Source organism: Armatimonadota bacterium (assembly GCA_031459855.1).
Taxonomy (GTDB): Bacteria; Sysuimicrobiota; Sysuimicrobiia; order Sysuimicrobiales; family Humicultoraceae; genus Fervidifonticultor; species Fervidifonticultor primus.
Genome location: JAVKHP010000001.1, coordinates 2,235,884 through 2,259,389 on the forward strand (window position 1 = coordinate 2,235,884; position 23,506 = coordinate 2,259,389).

General features: G+C 72.8%; 21 protein-coding genes. 8 read left to right on the top strand and 13 right to left on the bottom strand.

What is annotated here, in order from left to right:
* Positions 1–34: 34 nt before the first annotated feature.
* Positions 35–799, bottom strand: coding sequence for a molybdenum cofactor biosynthesis protein MoaE (locus QN157_10240; protein ID MDR7555975.1), 765 nt, complete (start codon positions 797–799; stop codon positions 35–37).
* A gap of 142 nt (positions 800–941) precedes the next feature.
* Between QN157_10240 and QN157_10245 the strand changes: the two genes are divergently transcribed.
* The 5 genes from QN157_10245 to QN157_10265 all read left to right on the top strand — a co-directional run bounded on the left by QN157_10245 (position 942) and on the right by QN157_10265 (position 6,971).
* Positions 942–1,742: a M48 family metalloprotease gene (locus QN157_10245; protein MDR7555976.1), complete on the top strand. Its 801-nt coding sequence runs from the start codon at positions 942–944 to the stop codon at positions 1,740–1,742.
* Positions 1,739–2,644, top strand: coding sequence for a CehA/McbA family metallohydrolase (locus QN157_10250; protein ID MDR7555977.1), 906 nt, complete (start codon positions 1,739–1,741; stop codon positions 2,642–2,644). Before QN157_10245 ends, QN157_10250 begins: the two co-directional genes overlap by 4 nt.
* Positions 2,645–2,773: 129 nt before the next feature.
* A complete protein-coding gene (locus tag QN157_10255; GenBank protein ID MDR7555978.1) occupies positions 2,774–4,207 on the top strand; it encodes an aminotransferase class V-fold PLP-dependent enzyme in 1,434 nt (477 codons plus the stop codon).
* A 78-nt stretch (positions 4,208–4,285) separates the two neighbouring features.
* Positions 4,286–5,752: a DEAD/DEAH box helicase family protein gene (locus QN157_10260; protein MDR7555979.1), complete on the top strand. Its 1,467-nt coding sequence runs from the start codon at positions 4,286–4,288 to the stop codon at positions 5,750–5,752.
* Entirely contained in the window at positions 5,691–6,971 is a 1,281-nt protein-coding gene (locus tag QN157_10265; protein ID MDR7555980.1) for a DUF790 family protein, read from the top strand. The genes QN157_10260 and QN157_10265 overlap by 62 nt, the downstream gene beginning before the upstream one ends.
* A 200-nt stretch (positions 6,972–7,171) precedes the next feature.
* Here QN157_10265 and QN157_10270 read toward each other — a convergent pair whose 3' ends face one another.
* The 9 genes from QN157_10270 to QN157_10310 all read right to left on the bottom strand — a co-directional run bounded on the left by QN157_10270 (position 7,172) and on the right by QN157_10310 (position 16,414).
* Positions 7,172–7,717 (bottom strand): Uma2 family endonuclease, encoded by a 546-nt coding sequence (locus tag QN157_10270; GenBank protein ID MDR7555981.1) that lies wholly within the window; start codon positions 7,715–7,717, stop codon positions 7,172–7,174.
* 81 nt (positions 7,718–7,798) lie between these two features.
* Positions 7,799–8,914 carry a hypothetical protein gene (locus QN157_10275; GenBank protein MDR7555982.1) on the bottom strand — a complete coding sequence of 372 codons (1,116 nt, stop codon included), beginning with the start codon at positions 8,912–8,914 and terminating at the stop codon, positions 7,799–7,801.
* Positions 8,911–10,026 carry a glycosyltransferase gene (locus QN157_10280; GenBank protein MDR7555983.1) on the bottom strand — a complete coding sequence of 372 codons (1,116 nt, stop codon included), beginning with the start codon at positions 10,024–10,026 and terminating at the stop codon, positions 8,911–8,913. Before QN157_10280 ends, QN157_10275 begins: the two co-directional genes overlap by 4 nt.
* 1 nt (position 10,027) lies before the next feature.
* Entirely contained in the window at positions 10,028–11,068 is a 1,041-nt protein-coding gene (locus QN157_10285; protein MDR7555984.1) for a glycosyltransferase, read from the bottom strand.
* Positions 11,065–12,126, bottom strand: coding sequence for a glycosyltransferase family A protein (locus tag QN157_10290; protein ID MDR7555985.1), 1,062 nt, complete (start codon positions 12,124–12,126; stop codon positions 11,065–11,067). The genes QN157_10285 and QN157_10290 overlap by 4 nt, the downstream gene beginning before the upstream one ends.
* Positions 12,127–12,128: 2 nt before the next feature.
* A complete protein-coding gene (locus QN157_10295) occupies positions 12,129–13,919 on the bottom strand; it encodes an ABC transporter ATP-binding protein (protein ID MDR7555986.1) in 1,791 nt (596 codons plus the stop codon).
* Positions 13,920–13,941: 22 nt separating this feature from the next.
* Positions 13,942–15,144, bottom strand: coding sequence for a hypothetical protein (locus tag QN157_10300; GenBank protein MDR7555987.1), 1,203 nt, complete (start codon positions 15,142–15,144; stop codon positions 13,942–13,944).
* A 335-nt stretch (positions 15,145–15,479) separates the two neighbouring features.
* The gene (locus QN157_10305; protein MDR7555988.1) at positions 15,480–15,896 is read right to left on the bottom strand and encodes a HEPN domain-containing protein; all 417 of its coding nucleotides are present in this window, start codon (positions 15,894–15,896) and stop codon (positions 15,480–15,482) included.
* Positions 15,893–16,414, bottom strand: a complete 522-nt coding sequence (locus tag QN157_10310; GenBank protein ID MDR7555989.1) for a nucleotidyltransferase domain-containing protein — start codon at positions 16,412–16,414, stop codon at positions 15,893–15,895. The genes QN157_10305 and QN157_10310 overlap by 4 nt, the downstream gene beginning before the upstream one ends.
* A 396-nt stretch (positions 16,415–16,810) precedes the next feature.
* Here QN157_10310 and QN157_10315 point away from each other — a divergent pair, with 396 nt between their 5' ends.
* Together QN157_10315 and QN157_10320 are read left to right on the top strand one after the other, a co-directional pair.
* On the top strand, positions 16,811–18,325 hold the full coding sequence (locus QN157_10315) for a hypothetical protein (GenBank protein MDR7555990.1): 1,515 nt from the start codon (positions 16,811–16,813) through the stop codon (positions 18,323–18,325).
* 195 nt (positions 18,326–18,520) lie between these two features.
* Complete coding sequence (locus QN157_10320) at positions 18,521–19,891, top strand: phosphomannomutase/phosphoglucomutase (GenBank protein MDR7555991.1); 1,371 nt, start codon at positions 18,521–18,523, stop codon at positions 19,889–19,891.
* A 5-nt stretch (positions 19,892–19,896) separates the two neighbouring features.
* Here QN157_10320 and QN157_10325 read toward each other — a convergent pair whose 3' ends face one another.
* The 3 genes from QN157_10325 to QN157_10335 form a co-directional block, all read right to left on the bottom strand.
* Positions 19,897–20,325, bottom strand: a complete 429-nt coding sequence (locus QN157_10325; GenBank protein ID MDR7555992.1) for a type II toxin-antitoxin system VapC family toxin — start codon at positions 20,323–20,325, stop codon at positions 19,897–19,899.
* Positions 20,322–20,645, bottom strand: a complete 324-nt coding sequence (locus tag QN157_10330) for a type II toxin-antitoxin system prevent-host-death family antitoxin (protein ID MDR7555993.1) — start codon at positions 20,643–20,645, stop codon at positions 20,322–20,324. Before QN157_10330 ends, QN157_10325 begins: the two co-directional genes overlap by 4 nt.
* A gap of 70 nt (positions 20,646–20,715) precedes the next feature.
* The gene (locus QN157_10335; protein ID MDR7555994.1) at positions 20,716–21,915 is read right to left on the bottom strand and encodes an O-antigen ligase family protein; all 1,200 of its coding nucleotides are present in this window, start codon (positions 21,913–21,915) and stop codon (positions 20,716–20,718) included.
* A 104-nt stretch (positions 21,916–22,019) separates the two neighbouring features.
* Here QN157_10335 and QN157_10340 point away from each other — a divergent pair, with 104 nt between their 5' ends.
* Positions 22,020–23,486 carry a sugar transferase gene (locus tag QN157_10340; GenBank protein ID MDR7555995.1) on the top strand — a complete coding sequence of 489 codons (1,467 nt, stop codon included), beginning with the start codon at positions 22,020–22,022 and terminating at the stop codon, positions 23,484–23,486.
* The last annotated feature ends 20 nt before the right edge of the window (positions 23,487–23,506 follow it).

The following is a 23,506-nucleotide window of genomic DNA, read 5'->3' on the forward strand; positions in this document are numbered from 1 at the left end:
AGGGCGTGTCGTGCGGGCCTGTGTGCGTGCGCCGCTAGGGCGACGGGTCGCGGGAGGTCGTGCTGGGAGCCGGAGGGTCCGGTGCCTGGTCCTCCTGGCCAATCCACTGCGCGCCGGTGGCCCACACCTCTTTCTTCCAGATGGGCACCGTCTGCTTCAGGGTGTCGATGGCGAACCGGCCGGCCTCGAACGCCTCGCGCCGGTGGGGCGCCGCCGCTGCGATCGCGACGCTGATCTCGCCGACGGCCAGCGTGCCGACGCGGTGCACCATGGCCACGCGGGCGCCAAAGCGCCTGGCGGCTTCGGTGGCGATCCGCTGCATCTCGGCGCGGGCCAGCGTCTCGTACGCCTCGTACTCCAGCCGCTGGACCTGCCGGCCACGCGAGTGCTCGCGGACCGTGCCCAGGAAGAGGACCACGGCGCCGGCGTCGCGGTGCGACACCGCCTCCAGGAGCGGGTCGAGGCGGATCGGGGTGGCAACGAGGTCGACGTGGACGACGGCCGCCAGCGCCGCGTCGGCGTCGGTAGATGGAGACGGGGCCGGTGGTTCGCCGGCGCCACCGCTCACCGGCGCCAGCAGCGCCACCTGATCGCCGGCGGCCAGCGGGTGCTCCGGCGGCCGCACGACGTCGTTGATGGCGACGGCTGCGGGCGCCGGCAGCCCGTCGAGCCCGGGGTAGGCCTGCCGCAGCAGCGTCCACACGTCGCCGGCGGTAGCGCCGTCGGGCATCTCGAGCACGAGCGCCGGCGTGCCGACGGCCTCGCGGTAGGCGGCGAAGAGACGGACGGTGATCCGCATGGACCGGATGGTGTTTCGGGCGCATCGTAGCACGGGCACCCGGCCCTGTAAAGGAACGACGGGCGTTCGCCGCCGGCGTGTCAGCTCACAGCGCAGGCGCCGTGGTGCAGGGCTCCTGACCGTCGGGCCGCGCTGCGGGGTCGTGGCGGTGCTGGTCCTGCTGGTCTGTCTGGCCTTGCCTGCGCGGCCGGCGCAGGCCGCGCTGATCAGCGAAGCCCAGGAGATCCGGATCGGGCGCCAGGCAGCGGCCGAGCTCGAGCAGCAGTATCCCGTAAGCCCGGATGCCGGCCTGCGCGCCCGCGTCACCGCCATCGGGGAACGGATCGCCGCGCGCTCGGCGCGGCCCGGCCTGCCCTACACGTTCAAGGTGCTGCGGGTCCGCGAGGTGAACGCCATCTCGCTCCCCGGCGGGTTCATCTACGCCACCGAGGGCCTGGTGCGGTTCGTGGAGTCCGACGACGAGTTGGCCTTCGTGCTGGGCCACGAGATCGGACACGTGGCGGCGCGCCACCACGTCCAGCTGCTGGAGCGCCATTTCTTCCTGGCGCTGGTGGCCCAGCTGTTGTTCGGCGGCGACCCCACCGCAGCCCAGGTGGCCGCCATCGTGCGCTTCTTCGTCCAGCGGGGGTTCTCGCGCGAGTTCGAGTTCGAGGCCGACCGCCTGGCCGTCGCCTATACCCACCGTGCCGGGTTCGACGCGTCGGCGGGCCTTGCGTTCATGCGCCGGCTCCGGGCCGCCGAGGGCCGCGACCCCAGCCAGTTCGAGGTGTTGTTCCGCACGCACCCCGGCCTGGCCGACCGCATCGAGCGCGTGCGGCGCGAGCTGCGACAGCTCGGCTACGAGGTGGGAGCCGACGGGCGCCTGCGCCGGAGCCTCAGGCGGCCGCCCGCAGACCGCCCGGGGGCACCGCGCGCGTGGGTGCGGGACCCGGCGGCCGCGTGATCCGGATCGCCGACCCCTACGCGGGCCCCGGGCGGTGGTGTCGTGCCCAGCTCCACTGCCACACCCACCACTCCGACGGCCGCCGCTCGCCGGCAGACCTGGCGCGGCGCTACCGCGATGCAGGCTACACCTTCGTCGTCTTCACCGACCACGACCGCATCACGCGCTGCGACGACCTCAACGACGCCACGTTCCTGGCGCTGCCGGGCGTGGAGGAGACCGTCACGTGGGGGATCTGGCCCCTGGGACCGCACCTGGGCCGGCTCCTCGTGGAGGACGTGCTCGGCGCCGGACCGCCGGAGGAACGCATCCGGCACACGCTGGCCTGTGGCGGGGTGCCGAGTCTGCACCATCCCTCGTGGACGGGCAACTTCTGGACCGGCGCCTGGACGGCGCAGGTGCTGGCGCGGTTGCCGACGCCGTTCCTGGTGGAGATCTGGAACCCACACTCCCACCCGGAGGAAGACCTCCGGCGCTGGTTGCACGCAGTGCGCGCCCATGGCCCCGGCGTCATGGTGGTCGCCAGCGCAGGCGACGACTACCACGTCGACGCGCAGTTCGACCGTGCCTGGGTGGTGGTCAAGGTGGACGCAGTGACCCCAACCGCCCTGCGCCGGGCGCTGTTGGGTGGGGCGTGCTACGCCTCCACCGGGGTGACCGCGACGTTCGGCGTCGAGGGCCCCGCGATCGTCGCCCACGCAGAGGCCGACGAGGTGCTCGTGCTCGATGCCGCCGGGCGCCTCCGCCGTCGCCTGGGATCAGGCGGCGGTACGTACCTGCCCGAGGGCGATGAGGGGTTCGTGCGGCTGGAGTGCCGCGCCGGCGTGCGCCGGGCCTGGAGCCAGGTATTCTGGATCAGCGCCGCGGAGGGAGAGGCTGGCCGTGCAGCACCGGTGGGCTAGCCGGCCTCGATCCTTGAGATCGGCGCCGCGCGGTGTGCCTCCCCCGGCATCCCCTCGAGTAGGGGAGGCGTCATGGCGAGAGAGGGACCTGCAGGTGCTCAGGGAAGAGGACACAAGGGAGGACACGAGGTGAGCATCACCCCCGCGGCCGCTGCGCGCGCGGAAGACGAGGCCGCAGCCTACGAGGCGTTCCTCGCCGCGTACCCGGAGTACGCCGACACGCGCCTGCTCGACGACCTGCGGGCCAGCGAGTACGCGCGGCTGGACGCTGTCGGGCACGTCTACCTGGACTACACCGGCGCGAGCCTCTACGCCGCCTCGCAGCTGACCGAGCACCACGCGCTGCTGCGCCAGCGCGTGCTGGGCAATCCCCATTCGCAGAACCCCGCCTCGGCCGAGGCCACCGCGCTGGTGGAGGAGGCCCGCCAAGCGGTGTTGCGCTTCTTCAACGCCCCGCCCGAGGAGTACGTGGCGATCTTCACGTCCAACGCCACGGGCGCCCTCAAACTGGTCGGGGAAGCCTACCCGTTCGGCCCCCAAGGCCGCTACCTGCTGACCTTCGACAACCACAACTCGGTGAACGGCATCCGCGAGTTCGCGCGCGCCCGCGGCGCGACGGTGACCTATGTACCCCTGGTGCTCCCCGACATGGGCGTCGACGAGGCACATCTCGAGGCGCAGCTGCGGGCGGGACCGGGCACCGCCGGCCTGTTCGCCTATCCCGCGCAGTCCAACTTCTCAGGCGTGCAGCACGCGCTGGCGTGGATCGACCGGGCGCACCACTACGGGTGGGACGTGCTGCTGGATGCGGCCGCGTTCGTGCCCACCAACCGGCTCGACCTCGGCCGGTGGAAGCCCGACTTCGTAGCGCTGTCGTTCTACAAGATGTTCGGATACCCCACGGGGGTCGGGTGCCTGCTGGCGCGGCGCGCGGCGCTGGCGCGCCTGCGCCGTCCCTGGTTCGCCGGCGGAACGATCACCGTCGCCTCGGTCCAGGGCGACCGGCACTACCTGGCAGAGGGCGAGGCGGCCTTCGAGGACGGCACCCCGGACTTCCTGGCGATTCCCGCGGTGCCCATCGGGCTGCGGCACCTCGAGCGCATCGGCCTCGAGCGCCTGCACACGCGCCTGCACTGCCTGACCGGATGGCTGCTCGACCAGCTGCAGGCGCTCCGGCATCGGTCCGGTGCGCCGGTGGTGCGGATCTACGGCCCCACGACCACGGTTGGCCGGGGCGCTACGGTCACCATGAACTTCTACGACGCCCGCGGGCGGTTCGTGGACCACCGGGCGGTCGAGCAGGAGGCCGCGGCGGCGGCGATCGCGCTGCGCACGGGCTGTTTCTGCAACCCCGGGGGCGGCGAGGTGGCCCTGGGCCTGGACCGCACCGAGCTCGTCGCCTGCTTCAGCCGGCCGACCGACCGGTTGACCATGGAGGACTTCCGGCGGTGCATCGATGGCAAGAGCAGCGGCGCCGTGCGCGTGTCGCTGGGGATCGCCAGCACCTTCGCCGATGTCTACCGGTTCGTGGCGTTCGCACGCGGGTTCGTCGACCGGGGCTGAGGGTGGGGGCACCGGCTGCCCCGGCGGGTGCGGACACGGCCACTCGCGGGTGCGGCGGGGCATGACGGGGCGTCATCCGTGACCCACCGCGCACGGGTGCGGTTCGAGCGCGGGTCGCTGCGGCTGGACTTGCCGTCCTCGGTCCGCATGCCGCCCTACTGCGTCTGGGACGCCCGCGTGGGCGCGTGGCGGACCGAGGCCATGCGCTACGGGCAGATCCGCGAGGACGCCCCACGGTACGGCCTCGACGTGGTGGACGAGGCGGCGCGGTTCTTCGACCTGCCGCCGCTCCGCCCGGTGCTCCCGTCGCTACGGCCCGACCAGCAGGCCGCCATCGACGCGTGGGAGCGCGCGGGCGGGCGCGGGGTGGTCGTCAAGCCCACCGGCACCGGCAAGACCGAGATCGCCCTGGCCATCGTCGCGCGCCGCCGCGTCTCGGCGCTGATCGTGGTGCCGCTGCGCGACCTGATGTACCAGTGGCACCGTCGGATCCGCCAGGGCCTGGGGGTGGATGCCGGGTTGCTGGGCGACGGCCACCGCGCGATCTTGCCGGTCACGGTCACCACCTACGACAGCGCGTACATCCACATGCGGGAGATCGGCAACCGCTTCCGCCTGGTGGTCTACGACGAGGCCCATCACCTGCCGGCGCCGGCGCTGCGGGAGAGCGCGCTCGACTGCCTGGCGCCGCTGCGGCTGGGGCTCACGGCCACACCCTGGCGCGCCGACGGCGCCGACCGTCTGCTGGAGACGCTGATCGGCCCCGTGGTCTACGTCGAGCAGATCCCCCAGGCGCGCGGCCGCACCCTCGCCGACTACACCATCGTGCGGGTCCCGATCTACCTCACCGACGCCGAGCAGGCCGAGTTCGACGCGCTCTCCCGCCGCATCCGCCGGTACGTCGCGCGCTGGCGGCAGGAGCAGACCGCCCGGCGCGCGGCCGGCGGCGGCGTCCCCGTCGACCCTCCCGCGCCGTCCGCCTTCGACTGGACGCGCGACCTCGCCGTGCGCGCGCGGACCGATCCCGAGGCGCACGCGATCCTGCGGGCTTATCGGCGCAAGCTGGCCCTCGTGCACCGCTCGGCGGAGAAGCTGCGCGTGGTGGAAGATCTCCTGCGTCTGCACCCCGACGAGCAGATGGTGATCTTCACCGCGTCCGCCCGCATGGCCCTCGACGTGTCGGCGCGGTTCCTCATCCCGGCGCTGACCACGTCCTCGCCGGCCGAGGAGCGTCGCCGCGTGCTCGACCTGTTCGGTCAGGGGCGCGTGCGGGCTCTTGTGGCGTGCGAGGTCCTCAACGAGGGGTGGGACGCGCCCGCGGTGAAGGTCGGGGTGGTGCTGGGCGGCGAGAAGGGGACCCGCGAGGCCGTCCAGCGGCTCGGTCGGCTGCTGCGGAAGACCGGCGACCGCCGGGCGAGGCTGTACGAGGTGGTCGTGCAGGAGTCGCCCGAGGTGCGCCGGGCGCGACGGCGCCGCCACACCGATGCTTACCAGACAGCACCGCATCTATCACTGGATCAGGCCCGGCAGGGCGATCTCTTCTGATCGCCTGGAGCCCGACTGCCTGCCGCACCTGGTGCGCGCCATCGCGGTGTACCGGCGGCTGGTCGGGCGGCCACGGGCTCAGGTACGGGAGGCCGCGCGTCACGCGCTGGCGGCGCTGCGGCCCGACCGCGTGGAGGCGCTGGTGAAGCTCCTGGAGGATGCGGCCACCTACGACTGGCCGCGGGGGCCCGAGGCGGCCGCACGCCGGCTGCGCCTCTTCGAGGCTGCCGCGCGCGAGCATCCCGTGCTCGACGCCGCACGCGCCGCCGCCCTGGTTGCGGACGTGGCGCAGGACTGGGCAGATGGAGGGGATGTGCGGTCGAGATCCGGTGTGCCCGCGCCGACCGGCGCCCGCGCGTCGAGCTCGCCGCGGACGCTGGTTTCCCTGCTCTACGCCGACTACCCCGAGTTCCACCGCCTGCGCGCCTTCCCTCCCGACTACACGCCCGAGGACCTGCGCGACGACTACGCGCTGGCCCAGGCGCAGGCCCTGCTGTACGATGCGGTGCGCGTTACGGTGGAGGCGACCGACGCCTTCGGCCACGTGGTGCGCGCTGTGCGTCTGGCGCGCCTGATCCACCAGATCGAACGGCTGCCGGCGGGCTACCGGCTGGTCCTCGACGGTCCCGCCTCGGTGCTGCGCCACACCCACGCCTACGGCGTGGACTTCGCGAAGTTCCTGGCCGCGCTGGTCGCGGTCTCCGGCTGGACGCTGACCGCTGAGATCACGTTGCGCAAGGGGTGGCGGCCGGTCCTCTTCGCCCTCTCCGACGCCCACGGGCTCCGGTCCCGCGTGTCCCCGCCGGCGCTGTTCGACTCGCGCCTGGAGGAGCGGTTCGCCCGCAAGTTCGGTGCGGCCCGCGACGGCTGGCGGCTCGTGCGCGAGGGCGCGATCCTGGCCGCGGGCGAGGCACTGCTCGTGCCCGACTTCCTGTTCCGCCACGAAGACGGCACGGAGGTCGCCCTGGAGATCGTCGGCTACTGGACCCCGGAGTACCTGGAGTACAAGTTCCAGAAGCTGAGCCGGGTGCGCGGGGTGAACCTGCTGGTGGCTGTGCGACCTCAGCTCGCGGCGCGGGCCGGCACCCTGCCCGCGACGGTGCTGTCCTTCCGCAGCGGCATCCTACTGCGGGACTTGCTGCCGCGGCTCGAGGCGTTCCGGCAGCAGGGCAGCCGGGCGGGGCTTGCGCAGGGACGTGCGGGTGATCCCGTAGGGTGACGTGGGAGCCGGCACCCCGGGTGCAAAACGGCTCGGTCACGCGGGCGTCTGTGGATCGTGCGCGACGCACCGCACCCCGTTGTTATGCCCTCTGGCGACACCGCCCGGCGCTATGCCGCGGGCGACGCTGTGCTGTGACTGGTGGGGGCGTCGGCGCCGCGTGGGCAACGGCGGACGTGACGTGGTGCCCCCGTCGGCGGTTACGGGAGCAGGTCCGCCACGACCAGAGGGCCCAGCGCACAGAGCGGCACGACACGGTCGTGCGCCCCCAGGCGCCGGATCGTGCGATAGGTGCCCTCCAGCGGGTCCCGGTAGACTTCGAGGACACGGTCGACCAGGTTGACGATCCAGTACTCGGGAATCATCGCCCGGGCGTAGAGCGCGAGTTTCCGGGTGCGGTCGAACTCGAGGGTGGTGTCGGCGACCTCGACCACGAGCGCAGCGGTGGTTGGGTGCTGCGCGGTGCGGCTCCGCGGGTCACCGGCGACGACGGCCAGATCGGGTTCTGGCTCAGAGTCGGCGCCGAGCGCAAGCGGCATCTGCACGCGGACCGCCTGCTCCGGCCCCACGAGACGCAGCAGCGCGCGTTGGACCAGCTCCACCGCCGCCGCGTGGGCGGCGCTCTGGGGTGTCATCTCCACGATCTCTCCCTGGACCAACTGCACCCGGCTGCCCGGGTCGAATGCGCCGGCGCGCACCAGCCGCTCGTACTCGTCGCGTGTCCAGACTTTGGCCCGAACGGTCACAGCCTGCCTCCGTACGTCCTCAACTATAGAACATAGCATGAGAACATAGCATGCGCGGTGGGCCGGCGCAGGCGCCCGACGTCACGAGGCCTTCCTGCCCGGACCCTCGCGGGCCATCTCTGCCAGTGCTGCGGCGATGCGCGCCGCCGCGCCCGGCGGTCCCATCAGCGCGCGGCCAGCAGCCCCGCGGCGTTCGCGTTCGGCCGGCGCGCGCAGCAGGCGCACCGCGGCAGCGGCAGCCTCCTGCCACGTGCGTGTCGTGATCAGCGCGTCGCCCAGCAACCGCGCCTGGGCCGCCAGGAACGCCGGCGAGAACTGCGGCCCGCGGCTGGGGAAGGCCACCACCGGCCGCCCCATGCCCGCGGCCTGCTCGTGCGCGGTGCCGGCGAAGCCCATCACCAGCGCCGCCCGCGCCACCGCGTCGGCGAAGGCGGTCGTCACGTGGATCGCCGGCGTCTCGGGCAGCCGTGCGCGCACGCCGTCTTCGGATATCGTCGGCGCCAGGACCATGAGGAAGCGGACCTCCGGCACCGCCGCCGCGACGGCGCGTGCGGCCTGCGCCAGCACCGCGGCGTTGTCCGGCGCATCGTGGCGGCTGCCTGGCAACAACGCCACCACCGGCGCGTCCGGGGGCACCGGGAACGTCGCGCCGCGAGGCCGGACCAGGTCCATCATCACGTTGCCCAGGCAGTCCGCGGGCACGCCCAGCCGCCGCAGGGCTGCTGCGGTCTCGTGGTCGCGGGCGAAGACACGCGCCGCGAACCGCCGCAACCCCACCCTGGCCAGGAACCCGAAGGGCGCGATGCGCACCGAATCGGCCGTGGAGACGAAGGCCACGCGCGGGGCGGCGGTGCTGGCCATCCACAGGCAGTAGGTGTCGCCGACGGCCACCACCAGGTCGGCGTGACCGTACCAGCGGGCCAGCGTGGCCCGCTGGGCGACCCACAGGCCGATCACGCCGGCGCGCAGGTCCGCGCCCAGCCCCCGCAACCCCGCCCGAAATGCGAACCCTGCGCTGGGCAGCGTCCGACGCGGGTCCAGCAGCCGGACGTCCGGAGGGTACGCGCCGGTCCCCACCAGCGGGTAGGCGGTGATCTCGGCGCCAGGCAGGTGCCGGATGATCTCCGCCGCGATCAGGTCCTCGGCGTAGCCGTTGCTGACGAAGAGCGCCCGCACCGCTGGGTTACTCCTCTTCACCACCTGGGTCGCTCCTCATCGTCACCGGAAGACGCCACCTGGCGCAGCGCCGCGAACACGCCCTCGTAGTACCCCCGCCACAGCAGGTGGTTGTAGCACTCGTTGAGGATCAGCCATCGCTGGCGACGCTCGGCCCACGGCCGCACGCGCTCGACCAGGACCGCCACCGGGCGCGTGCGGAAGACCAGCCACTTCAACGGGAGCAGCACCGGGTGCAGCTCCAGGTGGAACGCCAGCCACGCCGGGCCGCCGTGCTTGCGCCACAGGTAGACGGCTGCGCGGCCATTCTGACGCTGGCGGGCGGCGGCCGCCTCGATGGTCAGCGGGTGGGAGTGGACGCCCACCAGCCCCGGGTCGTAGACCAGGCGCCCGCCGGCGCGACAAAAGCGCAGCGCGTAGTCCACGTCCTCGAACCCGTAGCCCTGGAAGCGTTCGTCGAAGCCCCCGGCGGCCTCGTGGCCGGCGCGGGTGACCGACAGGTGGCGGCCGACGACGCGCAGCGGCGACAGGCCTCGCACCGACGACAGGCCTCGCACCGCCGACAGGCCCCCCGGCGACAGCCCGCGGACCGACAACAGGCGACGGCCCCGCCGGCCGAGGTGCCACCTGCCCGGGCCGTCGCGCGACAGGCTGCGCCCTTGGGTCGGTGGGATCAGCCCGTCGGCCGGCGCTCCCCTGCGGTCAGGCATCCGGTGGCTCGTGCGGCCAAACGGCGTGGCCAGCGTCACCGCATCGGGGACGGTGCGACCCTGTACCGCCAGCAGCGCGCGGCTGTCGGTGTGGTGCGCCAGGTGCCGGCGCACGAGGTCCGGGGCGGCGAGCACGTCGGCGTCGAGGAACAGGAGCACCTCGCCGCGTGCTGCTGCCGCGCCGGCGTTGCGCGCGGCGGCCAGCCCGCGGTGGGGCTGCGTCACGAGCCGCACGCGGGCCGGCCCGCCATGCGCGGCCGCAATGGCCGCGCTGTCGTCGGTCGAGCCGTCGTCGACGACGACCACCTCGAACGTGTCCGCCGGCACGTCCTGGGCATCCAGCGCGACCAGCACGTGGGGCAACGTCGCGCGGGCGTTGTGGCAGGGCACGACGACCGAGAGACGCACCGGCGTTCGAGGCACGTCAGCCAGCGACGGCGTCGTCGGACGCAGCGTCGCCGGCGCCAGCAGGCTCTGTGCGCCGATACCGGTCCAGCGCCCGCAGGTAGTGCCGGTTGAGCGCGCCCCGCGCGACCAGGAACGCCAGCGTCGCCAGCCCGCGCCCCCGCAGCCAGCGCGCCAGGCGCAGGGCATCGTCAGCCGGCAGGAGCCCGCCCGCAGCCATCGCGAAGTGCACCGCCCGCTGCACCGGCGTGTCCTGGACCAGCAGCCGCGTCCGCCAGCCAGGGTGCTTGCGCAGCAAGTAGACGGCGGTGCGCGCGCGTTCCTCTTCGCGCGCCAGCGCGGCTGCCAGGGTCTCGGGTAGGGGCAGCGGCTGCACGTGGAAGGCCACCGCCTCAGGGGCGAACACCCTGGGAAGCCCCAGCGCCTGCAGGCGCAGCCCCAGGTCGACGTCCTCCCACCCGTAGGCGCGGAAGCCCTCGTCGAAGAGCCCGGCGTCGAACACCGCCTGCCGGGGCACCGACGCGTTGGCCGTGTCGAGGAACGCCGGCGACGGGCGAACCATCGGAAGCCGCGCGGGCACCTCGGGACGCGGCACGAACACCACCGGCCCGCGGCCCACCACCGGCCGTCGCGCAGCCCGATGCAGGGCGAGGTGACGGGCCAGGAAGTCCGGCCGGACCAGCACGTCGCTGTCGATGAACACCACCAGCGGCGCCCGCACCGCCCGGAGCGCGGCGTTGCGGGCGGCGGCCCGGCCCCGGTTGGTTTCCAGACGCACCACCCGCAGGGGCAGGCGCGCCGCAGCCGCGGCCAGCACCGCGGGCGTGGCGTCGGTCGAGCCGTCGTCGGCCACCACCACCTCGAACGCCGCGCGCGGGAGCGTCTGGGCGGCAAGGCAGTCCAGCGCTGCGGCCAGCAGCGGGGCGTGGTTGTAGGTCGGGATGACGACGCTGAGCAGCGGCGCGCCCGTGGGCGGGGCGGTCTCCGAGGGCGTGCCAGCCTCGCCTGGAGCAGCCTCGCGTGGAGCCGCCTCGCGTGGCGACGTGGCCGAAGACCTCACCGGACGTCCTGCGGCGTCACGTGGCGCGGCCTCGGACGCATCGACGCGCCCCGTCCTTCCCCGGATCCCGCCACAGGCGCCGGTCGCCGCCACGCGCCGAACACGCCCTCGTAGTACGCGCGCCACAGCAGGTGGTTGTAGACCTCGCCCGCGACCGCCAGCAGGCCCAGGCGTTCTGCCAGCCGCAGCACCGGCAGCAGCGGCGCCGTGAGCAGCCCGCTGCGGTAGACCAGCCACTTGACCGGCAGCAGCACGGGCAGGATCTCCAGGAACAGCCCCAACCGCCACGCCCGCCCGTGCTTGCGCCAGAAGTACACCGCCCCGTCCCCGGCCTGGCGCATCTTCTCACACAGGTCGTCCAGCGTCTGCACGTGATGGTGGTAGGCGAGCGCCGCCGGCTCGTAGCGCAGCACGACCCCGTCGCGGACCAGGCGGTAGGCCAGCTCGATGTCCTCCCAGCCGTAGCCGCGAAACGCCTCGTCGAAGCCGCCGGCGCGATGGAACGCCGCGGCGTCGACGGAGAAGTTGCGGGTGACGACGTGGTAGGGCGAGAGGCCCTCGCGGCGGCGCCGCGTGGTATCGAGCGCCACGCGGTGGGTGGCGCGCATGAAGAAGGTCGCCAGGCTCGCCGGGTCGGTGGCCAGCCGTCCCTGTACCCCCAGGCCCGGGCGCCCGGCGTGGTGCGCCAGGTGCGCGCGCACCAGCCCGGGCGTCGCCAGGATGTCGGCGTCGAGGAACAACAGCACGCGGCCCCGGGCTTCCCGGGCGCCGTAGTTGCGCGCGGCAGCCCGACCGCGGGGTGGCTGCCGGACGACGCGCACGGGTGCTGGCCCCGCCATCCCCTCGAGGGAATCGCACGAGCCGTCCATCGACCCGTCGTCGACGACCACGACCTCGAACGTCCCCGGCGCAGCCTCCTGGGCCTGTAGCGCCCGCACCGCGCGGTGCAGTGTGGCCCCGGCGTTGCGGGCCGGGATGACCACCGAGAGCTGTGGCGCAGCCGGCGCAGGAACAGGGTCCGGGGCAGCCTGCGTGACCTGCAGGGAGGGGCGCGCCATAGCTACGGCTGGGACACTGCCGCACGCTCCACAGCCGGGAGGTCCAGCATCTGCAGGCGGAGCAGCCGGGCGTAGATCCCGTCGCGGGCCACCAGCTCGTCGTGGCGGCCCTCTTCGACCACGGTCCCCTGGTCGAGCACCACGATCCGGTCTGCGGTGCGCACCGTCGAGAGGCGATGGGCGATGATGAAGGTCGTACGGCCCCGGGTGATGCGCTCCATCGCCTCCTGGATGAGGGCCTCCGATTCGCTGTCCAGCGCCGAGGTGGCCTCGTCGAGGATCAGCAGGCGCGGGGCGTTCAGCAGCGCCCGGGCGATGGCCAGCCGCTGGCGCTGGCCTCCGGACAGCTGCAGCCCGTCGTCGCCCAGCAGCGTCTCGTAGCCCTGCGGCAGGGCCATGATGAAGTCGTGGGCGTTGGCCGCCCGCGCCGCCGCGGTGACCTCGTCCAGGGTGGCGTCGGGGCGGGCGTAGGCGATGTTGTCGCGCACGGTCCCCCGAAAGAGCACCGTCTCCTGCGGTACCAGCCCGATCTGCCGGCGCAACGACCGCACTTTCACCCGGCGGAGATCGTGGCCGTCGATCTCCACCGTGCCCGTGGTGGGATCGTAGAAGCGCGCCAGCAGGTTGACCAGCGTGGTCTTGCCGGCGCCGCTCGTCCCCACCAGCGCCACGCGTTCCCCCGGCCGCGCCTCCAGCGACACGTCGCGCAACACCCACTGCCCGGGCTCGTAGGCGAAGGAGACCTGGTGGAACCGCACGTGGCCGACGATGGGCGGCAGCGCCACCGCCCCGGGGGCGTCGCCGGGCGCTTCCGGTTCTTCCAGCAACGTCCGCACGCGCGCGAACGCGCCCAGGGCCTGGCGCAGGCCGGCGTAGTGGCGTACCAGCGCCTGCGCCGGCTCGATGGCCAGCGCCACGTAGGCCAGGAACGCCACCAGCGCGCCGGCGGTCAGGTGGCCTGCCGTGACCCGCTGCCCGCCAACCCACAGCACGATCAAGGCGCCGAACGCGGTGAGGAAACTGGTCACCGGGACCTGGATCGCGATCATCCGGGCGATCTTGAGGTTGGCGCGGAACGTCCGCTCGTTCACCTGGCGGAAGCGACCGATCTCGCGATCCTCGCTGGCGAAGGCCCGGATGATGCGGGCGCCGACGAACGCCTCCCGGATCAGCCCGGCCAGGCCCGCCACGTGCTCCTGCGCCCGGGTGGCCGTGCCCTGGATCTCGCGGCCGAACGCCCGGGCCAGCAGCAGCACCGCGGGAATGATCAGGGCGATCACCGCCGCCAGCTGCCAGTCGATCCACAGGAGCATCGCCACGATGCCCCCCAGCATGAGCGTCGTGCTCGCCGCGTCCACCACGCCGCCCAGCAGCTCCGTCTGCACCAGCTGCGTGTCCTGCAGGCTGCGGGCGATGGCGTCGCCCGACTGCCACACGGCGAACCGCGCCAGCGACCACCGCTGGATCCGGGCGAACAGGTCCTGGCGCAGGTCGGCGGTGATGCGGTGGCTCATGTAGTACGTGGCGTAGAGCTGGACGAACAGCGCTACGCTGCGGACCCCGAACAGTCCCAGCATCACCAGCGCCGCGCGGTTGAGCACCGCGAAGTCGCGCGTCGCGATCAGCCGGTCGATGAGGCCGCCGGCGTAGCTCGGGGCGACGAGGTTCGCAGCGGTCACGAGCGCCATGGCCACGAGCGCCGTGACCAGATGCCCCAGGTAAGCGCGCACGTAGCCGGCCAGGCACGCCAGATCGCTGGTACCTGCCGTGCCCGCGCCGCGGTGTGCGCTCACCGTGTCCTCCGCCTGCAGTCCCTCACGCCGTCCCCCACACCGGCCGCAGGGTCTCCACGATCCGACGCGACGCGCCCGCCTCTGCCGGGATCACCGTCAGGGCCTCGGCCAGCGCCTGCCGCGCCGCCGGGTCGCGCAGCAGGCGGGCCGCCTCGGCGGCGACCTGGGCCGGCGTCACGGCGCCGACCAGCTCGGGCATGATGCGTCGGCGCGCCCACATGTTGGGCAGCGCCACGTAGGGTGCCCGCCGCAGGTACTGCCGGGCCAGGAAGAGCTTCAACGCCGGGCCTACGGCCGGGATGCGGCTCAGCCACTCGATGGCGCCCTCGGCGGGAATCTGCACCGAGAACGTCGTGGGGAGCACGACGATGCTGGGAATGCGGAGCAGCGCCAGCTCCAGCGTGTTCGTCCCCGGCAAGGTCAGCACCAGGGCGGCACCCGCGATGGCCGCCCAGCCCGCGCCGTCGACGCGCACGCCGGCGGCATCCAGCCGCGGGCGGTACCGCGCGACGAGTGCGTCGCGCACCGCGGGCGAGACGAACGGCGAAACGACGATCACCGGCTCCACGTCCGGCACCTGCGCGCGCAACGTGGCCGCGGTCTCCACCCAGAACGGGAAGAACGCCGAGAAGACCGTGTCCCGGCTGCCGGCCAGGAACGCCACGCGCAGGCCAGACGCCCGCACCGACGCCAGACGGCCGCGCACGGCCTCCAGGGCGTCGCGGCGGGGGTCGCCGGTGATGGTGACCTTCGCCGCGGGCACGCCCCGGCGGCGCAGCCGGTCGGCGATGGCCTCGGTGGGCACGAAGATCCGCTCGTAGGCCCGATGCTGGCGGGCGATGTGCGCCCGCTCCACGAACGCGAACGCCCGGGCGCGCCACCGCCGCGTCAGGCGCCGCGAGTACCAGAAGTCGCCGCCCACATGCAGCACCGCCACCCGATCTGCAGGCCGCCAGTCGTGCAGTCCCAGGCCCAGGCGCAGCGTGGCCCGCGGGTCGAGCACGCGGTCGAACACGCCCGCCGCCGCGGCGGCCGCCGCCTCCTGCCCGCTGGCGAACTGGCACGGCGGCAGGCACAGGTGCACCGCCAGCGCACGTCCGACCGCCTGGGCCCAGCGCCGCGCCTCGGCGGCGATCGGCACGGCCCAGCCGGCCACTTCGCCGGGGCCGTTGCCCACGATCACCAGCGCGTGGCGCGCCCCGTTTCCAGACGCGTGCTCTTTCATGCTCCTCCGCTCATACTCCTCGACTCATCCCTCGGTTCATCTCCTCGGCCCATCCCCTCGACCCATCCCCTCGGCCCATCTCCTCGACCTATCTCCTCGACTCATACTCCTCGGCCCATATCCGCGCCTACTCCTCGCTCGTGCTCCTCGGCCAATATCCTCGCCTCGTCTTCCTGCGCAACATACCTTGCCAAGGTTCCTCCGCCTGACATGCCTCCACCCGGTATTCCTTCGCCTCATGCCCCTCCGGTCGCCCGTCCGCGGTCGGTGCGCCCGTGCGCTGGAAGCGGGCAACGCGCCGGCCCGTGCCACGGCCGCACGCGGCGTCTCCGTCTTTAGTGTCCGATCAGCCGGTCGCACCAGTGCGCCACGAACTCCGCATCCTCCAGCGCCAGGGCGGCGTCGTGTTCCCCGTAGAGGTCCTGGGGCGCCCTTGCGGTGGCTTCGTCGCCGTAGAAGCTCCGTTCGCGCTCGCGGCCCAGGCGACGAGAGATCGCGACGAACCGGTCGAGGTGCGCGCGAAACGCAGCGGGGAACCGGCTCTGGTGATCGACCAGCGCATCCCCGACGTCGCGGACTCCCGGGACCTCCACGCCCGCCCAGCGCAACGCCGCCTTGAGGGCCAGATCCACCGCTTCCTGCGCCCGGCGGACGACCAGGTTCCACACGCCCCGGGCGTGCAGGTCCCGTGCCTCGGCCAGGATGGCGCGCGCCTGGCGGAGGTGGGCTTCGGCCATCTCGTGGTTGGTCACAGCTCGAAGATCTCCCCCGGCCGAAAGTCGGGCTTGAGGTCCCAGTACCATGCCTGGCCCCTGCGGACGCGGCGGGCCCCCAACGCCGCAAGACGCTCCCGAAGCCGTCCGAGGACCCCCGCAAAGAAGCCGTCACGGTCGTACAGCAGGTCCGCGTCCTCCACCATGTCGAGGTAGAGGGGGGTGATCCGCTGCGCCTCCTCCGGCGTCTTGAGGATGGGACGGACGTCGGTCACGATCCCCTCGCGGCGTAAGCGCACGCGCTCAGGCTCGATGCACGCGTCGGCCGCCTGGAGCACGTCGTGGCGGGCCAGCTGGGAGGGCGGCAGTCCTTCGACCACGAGCAGCAGGTCGATGTCGGACACCGGGCCTGCCTCGCCCCTGGCCACCGACCCGAAGAGGACTGCCGAGACCAACGCCGGCCCCGCGCTCTCCTGGAGGGCAGCCACGTACAGCCTGGCCAGGTCGCGGAGCCGCTGCGCGAGCTCCGGACCGTGAGGGCGGGTCCCCGCGTGCATCGGTCTTACCATATCATACCCGCGTGAAGATACCCGTACTTCGTCTGCCGATGCCCGCACCCGCGTGACGATGTTTGCGCCCATGCAGCGGTGCCCCTCCGTGCCAGCCTCTCCCACCCGCGGTGGCTGCGATGGCGCTTCCCCGGCGCGTGCACGGCCCAGACCTCCGCCGCATGGCGGCACAACGCATCCGCGACGCCCCGTGGCGCGACGCCGCCGCGCAGCGAGGCCCCGCGCAGCGACGTCCCACACAGCGACGTCCCGTGCGGCGAAGCTCCCGCAAGAGTGCGCCGGTGGCAGGAACGACCCTCAGGCACCCGAATACCGCGAGAAGGTCGCGCGCGTAGAGCCCGCACCTGAGGACCACGGGACTGCGACCGCTCGGAGAGGTGTGGTGTGCGGTGGAGCCTGTTGCTGGCGCTCGGGCTGGTCCTAATCGTCGCCGGACGCGCCAGCGCCCAACCGATCCCGATCACGGTGGAGGCCGACGTCATCACCTATGACGCCGTCCAGCAGGTCGTCACCGCGCAGGGCAACGTTCGGGCCATGTTCCGCCGCTACCGGCTGACCGCTGACGCCGCCCGCGTGGACCTGCGGACCGGCGTGGTCACCGCGCGCGGCCGCGTTTTGCTGGTCGATGCCGAGGGCCGCCAGCTACGGGGCGCGGCGTTGACGTACAACAGCCGCACCGAGCAGGGCGTCCTCGAGCCGGTCGAGGGGCACTTCGAGCAGCGGGTGTACCTGCGCGGACAGCGGCTGGAGGCGGCGCCGACGCTGCTGGTGGCGCACGAGGCGACGGTGACCCCCTGCGACCCCGCGCAGCCGCTCTTCCGCGTGGTCGCCCGCCGCATCGAGATCGTCCCCGACCGCGAGGTCGTCGCGCATGACGCCAGCCTCTACCTGGGCACCCGACGTCTGGTGACGCTTCCCCGGTACGAGATCTCGCTGCAGCCCCCGGAGGTGCGCACGCAGTTCCCGGGTTTCGGGGCCAACGCCGTCGAGGGCTTCTGGGCCGACTACCGGTTCCCGTTGCGCGTCGGCGCCGCTCGCGGGCGCGTCCACCTGCGGGCCGGGACCCTCACGGGCCTAGCGGGCCTGGCCACGCTCACCTACGACGGGCCCCGCTACACCGCATCGTTTCGCGTCGGCCGCACCCAGACCGTGGACGACCGCCCGAGCTTCGATGGGTTGCGGTACGACGTGGCCGAGGTGCAGGTGGCCACCGCCAGCGCGCGCCTGGCGGGCCTGCCGTTCTCGTGGACCGCTACGGTGACCGGCGGCTGGTACAGTGAGCTCGCTACCGGCACCGCCACGACGCGCCTCGACGGCCAGCTTCGCCTGGTCACCGACGTCTTCCCGCTGGGCGAGCGGCTGACCGTGGCCGCCGTTGCGGGCATCCGCTTCTCCGCCTACGGCACCGGCGCGGTGCGGACCGTCGCCTCGTACGGGGCCACGCTGACCTACCGCCTCGACCGGTTCACGACCGCGACCCTGGGTTACGGCCGCGACGTGGTGCGCGGCGTCACGCCGCTCCAGATCGACGTCATAGACCCCGCCGACACTCTCAGCGTGCGCGTGGCTCGCGTGGTGCCCGACCGCTACCGCATCGCCGCCGGCGTCGCCTGGAACGCCGCCCTGGCCGAGACCAAGTACAGTGCGTCCGTGAGCGTGGTCGTGGCGCCCCGGTGGGAGCTGGGCCTGGCCGCAGTGTACAACACGCGGCTGGCCGCCTTCGAGGATATCGACTACACTGTCCGGTGGGTCTGCGACTGCGTGGACGTGGTGGTGGGCTACCGCCAGATGCGCCAGCAGGTCGTGCTCGAGGTCGGACTGTTCGGCCTGCCCCCGCGAGGCGACCCGTTCGTGCCCCGCACGCCGCTGCCCATGCGCACCTTCGAGCCCCAGCAATGACCGGTGGCAGTCCACCCGTCGTGCCGTCAGTCGGGATTCCGGCTGGTATCGTTGCAGCGGCGGGTACCGCCAGCAATGACCGGTGGAGTCCGCCCGTGGCGCCGCGGCGCCGTCGGTACGCCGTGATGGTGTCCCGTCGTTCGAGGCGATTTCGGCCGCCGGGAGCAGAGGGAGGACCGTGGTGAGGACGTGGCCATGAGCATCGCTGCCGAGATCTTCCGCGAGTACGACATTCGAGGGGTCGTCGGCACCGAACTGTCCCCCGAGGTCGCCCGGCGCATCGCGCGCGCCTACGCCGCCGAGCGCGGCCTGGCCGGGCAGGCGGTCGTGCTGGGCCGCGACAACCGCACCCACTCGCCCGCGCTGGCCGCCGCCGTGGCCGAGGGCCTGGCCGCCTCCGGCTGCCGGGTGCTCGACATCGGCACCGTGATCACGCCCACGTTCTACTTTGCCCGCGTCCACTGGGAGATCGACGGCGGGGTCATGGTCACCGCCAGCCACAATCCTCCCGAGTTCAACGGCTTCAAACTGGCCGGCGGGTTCGGCACGTTGTACGGCGACCAGATCCAGGCCATCCGGCGGCGGGCCGTGGAGGGACCGTTCGTCGACGGCGCCGGCACCGTGGAGTCCCGTGACGCGACTGGGCCGTACCGGGCGATGCTGCGCGAGCGCATCCGCCTGGGGCCGCGCCGGGTGAAGGTCGTGCTTGACTGCGGCAACGGCACTGCCAGCCTGGTGGCCCCGCAGGTCTTCGCCGACTGGGGCGTCGAGCTCGTCCCGCTCTACTGCGACTCCGACCCGCGCTTTCCCCACCACCATCCCGACCCCGTCGAGCCCCACAACCTGGCCGACCTCATCGCCACCGTGCGCCGCGAGCGCGCCGACGTCGGCATCGGCCTCGACGGCGACGGCGACCGCATCGGCGTCGTCGACGATCAGGGGCAGATCGTCTGGGGCGACCGCCTCATGGTGCTCTACTGGCGCGAGATCATGCCCCGCTACCCCGGCGCCCAGGTCATCGTCGAGGTGAAGTGCTCGCAGGCCCTGGTAGAGGAGGTCCAGCGGCTGGGCGGCCGGCCGTTCTTCTACCGCACCGGGCATTCGCTCATCAAGGCCAAGATGCGCGAGATCGGCGCCGTCTTCACCGGCGAGATGTCGGGCCACATGTTCTTCGCCGACGAGTACTACGGCTTCGACGACGCCGTCTACGCCGCCGGCCGCCTGCTGCGCATCCTCTCCCACACCGACCGGCCGCTGTCGGCGCTGCTGGCCGACGTGCCCCAGTACCCCGTCACCCCCGAGGTGCGCGTCGCCTGTCCCGACGACCGGAAGTTCGCCGTGGTGGCCGCGCTGGTCGAGCAGTTCAAGCGCGACCACCAGGTGATCGACGTCGACGGCGCGCGGGTACTGTTCCCCGACGGGTGGGGGCTCGTGCGGGCCAGCAACACCCAGCCGGTGCTGGTGCTGCGGGCCGAGGCGACCACTGAAGCGGGGCTGGCCCGAATCAAAGCGGCCATCGAGGAGGCGCTGCGCCGCTTCCCCGAGGTCGGCCGGCCGCGGTGGTGAGCGGTCTACCCGAGACCGAGCCCTTCTGCCTTTGCCGCTGCTGTCAGCTGGGCGTCGAACGACAGGACCCGCACTTCGGGCAGGTCTGCCTGGAGGGTCTTCGCGGTGGCGAGGTGCCACAGGTCAGCGCCTCGTAGCGGCCATCGCGTCGACAGGGTACGCACGAGCGCCCAGTCGGGCGAGGCACGCACACGCCGCCAGGGCCCACGTTCCAACACGTCGCGAGCTGCGGTGAGCAGGACGGGCGGCAGCGCACGCTCCCTGCTAGCTCTGCCGATCACCGCATGCGCCTCAGCCCACGCCAGACTCGACAGGAGGTGGAGCCCCGGCCGCTGGGCCCATCGGTGCGCCGCGACGCTGTGGGCGTCGCGAAACAGCGCCGCCAGCACCGCCGAGGTGTCCCAGTAGAGGACGACCTCGGTTGCGGATCTCACGGTGACCGCTCTCCCCAAAGCCGCCGTCGTGGCAGGTCCCACCGGGACCGCGCTTCCTGAAGCCACCGCAGCGCGAGCCCTCTTCGCAGCGGTAATGGCGGCGGCAGCGGCTCCGCGGGACGGGCAGGCTCGAGCACTCCGGCGTCCTCCAACTGCTTGATCCGCTGCGCGAGCGACAGCGATGCGGGCGTGACCGGCGCCAGCCTGGCCACCGGTTTGCCCCGCGCCGTGATGATCCACTCCCGGCCCCGGCTGACCTCGTCCACCAGTCTGCTCAACCGGGCCTTGGCCTCCCGAATCCCGACGGTTCTCGCGCCCATCGCGCTCCTCGGATATGGTATTGTGGTGCTGTGAACTACATAATTATTGTGATCCTCGAGACCACATCTGTCAAGCGCCGTCCCGGCGCCGCACGTGCCCTGCGCGCCCGGCATCCGCCGCCAGCGCCAGCAGGGCGAAGAAGCCAAACCCCAGGTGCACCGAAAGCACCGTGCCGTCGAACATCTGCGTCACCAGGAGCGTCACCAGGGCGGCCAGTACCGCGGTGGCCACAGTGCGCTCGCGCGAGCCCGAGGGACTGCGGACCGTCCAGCGCCAGGCGGCCCGAAGGCCTGCGCCGCAGAGCGTGACCAGGCCTGCCGTACCCACCACGCCAGTCTCCACGAGGAAGTTCAGCACCAGGTTGTGTGCAAACGGCGGCTCGGGTTCGGGCGCGTCGGGAGGCCGGTAGCGCGCGTAAGCGTGCTGGAAGGTGCCAAACCCGGTCCCGAGCACCGGATGCGCGGCGAACATGCGGACGGACGTGGCCCACAGCACCAACCGGTTGCGGTTGGCAGCCAGGTTCGGAATGGACGCCAGCTCCTGGCGCAACGGCGGCCACTGCCAGGCCGCGGCACCGGCCAGCGCCAGGACGAGCGCGAGTCCCCCCGCGAGGCGCCAGCGACGCCGCCGATCAGGAACCGCCAGGACGACGACAGCGCTGCCGGCTGTCAGCGCCGCCCAGGCGCCCCGGGCGTAGGTCGCGGCGAGCCCTCCCGCCAGTAGCAGCCCAACGCCCGCTGCAGCCCATCGCCATCGCGAGCGGTCGCCCACGGCGACGGCCACCGCCATGGACGCGGCCAGCGCCAGCGTCGTGCCCAGGCCGTTGGCTCCAAGGCCTGGTAGCGTCGCGGGGGTGCCCGGCCGGGACACCGCAGCCGCCAGGCCGGCGAGGGCCGCGGGTACCGCGCCAGCGATCCAGGCGGCCACCAGCGCCGCCACCGTCCCACCGCCTGCCCCGTAGGCTCCGGCCGCCGTCGTGGACACGAGCGACGTGGCCAGGAACAGGACGGTAGGTGCCAGGCTCGCTTCTCTCCATGGTGACGCCAGGGCTGATACGATGACGCCCGCGGCCAGGAAGACCAGGGGACGCCGCAGTGCACCGCCTCCCCACGTGCCGCGCGCGGCGCGGACGGGGAGGAGCACGGCCAGGAGCAGCAGCCCCGGCAGGGCGAGCCCGGCGGAGAACAGCAGCACGGTGCACAGCAGCACGCGGTCGAAGAGCCAAGCCGAGCGCACGGGAAGGCAGTTCTCGACCGACGGCAGCAACACCTGGACGAAAAGAACCTCGCCAGGGCAGCACCGCGACGTCTCCAGGCACAGTCCTCGGCAGGTGATCCTGCCACCCGGCGAGAATACAACGCCCGCAGGTGCTCATGCCCGAGTCGTACTCGTCGTCCGTCACGCCCACCGGGGTGCGCGCTGCCACGCCCCAGGCGCGGATCGCGGGCGCGAGGACGCTGGCTCTGCGGCTCTCCGAACGCAAGATCATCCTGTTCCTCGCCGACATGGCCGCCATCGTGGCGGCCTTGCTGCTGGTGCTCCACCTGCGGTTCGGCGCGCCCCTGTCGTGGACGACCGTGGCGCGCGACCGCGGGTGGTTCCTCTTGCTGGGCGGGCTGTGGGTGGTCTTCGCGTTCCTGCTCGACACCTACGACCTGCAGCGGGCGTCGCGCATCGCCTCGGGCGTCAGCACGGCTGGGGCGACCGCGCTGGCCACGACTGCCGCGTACCTGCTGATTCCCTACATCACGCCCCCGCTCCACCAGTCGCGCCTCACCGCCCTGTTGTTCGTCGGCGCGATGCTCGGGCTGGTCGCCGTCGGTCGTACCGCGTATGCGGGACTGTTGGTGCAACCCACCTTTCGCCACCGCCTCCTGATCGTTGGCGCGGGGCAGGCAGGCCGGACGTTGGTGGACGTAATCCGCGCCCACGCCGGCGTCGAGTACACGGCGGTCGGATTCGTGGACGACGCGGTCGGCCACCAGCCGGCCGCCGTGCAGGGGCTGCCGGTGCTCGGCACGTCGCACGACCTGGTGCGAGTGGCCGAACAGCACGGTGTGAGCGAGGTGGTCCTGGCCATCACGCAGCGGGACCGGTTGAGCCCGGCGCTGGTACAGGCCCTCATCGACTGTCGGGAACGGGGGATGCACGTCAGCGAGATGCAGGTCGTCTGCGAGCGGCTGACCGGGCGCGTCCCGCTCGCCCATGCCGGTACCAACCTGCACGTGGTCCTCCCCGTCGGCCACGGCAGCCACCGGATCTACGCCGTCGTGAAGCGGCTCACCGACCTCGTGATCGGCCTCGTGGGACTCGCGACGCTCGTGCTGGTGCTGCCGGCCGTCGCCTTGCTCATCCGGCTCGACGGGCCCGGCCCGATCTTCTATCGGCAGGTGCGCATCGGGCGGGGCGGTCGACCGTTCGTACTGACGAAGTTCCGGACCATGCGCGTCGACGCCGAAGACGACGGGCCGCAGTGGGCGCAACCCGACGATCCCAGGGTGACCCGCATCGGCCGGTGGCTGCGTCGGCTTCACGTCGACGAGCTGCCCCAGGCCCTCAACCTGCTCCGCGGCGAGATGTCGTGCGTGGGCCCCCGCCCCGAGCGCCCCGAGTTCGTCGCCGAGCTCGACCGCCACATCCCCTTCTACCGCGCGCGGCACGCGGTCCGGCCCGGGGTGACCGGGTGGGCGCAGGTGAACTACCCGTACGGGCGGTCGCTGGAAGACGCGCTGGTGAAGTTGGAGTATGATTTGTATTACGTCAAACACTGTTCGCCGCTGCTGGACGCGACGATCCTGCTACGCACGCTTGCCGTGGTGTTGAGCCTGCGGGAGCGGTAGGGGCGATTGCAGAGCAAGGC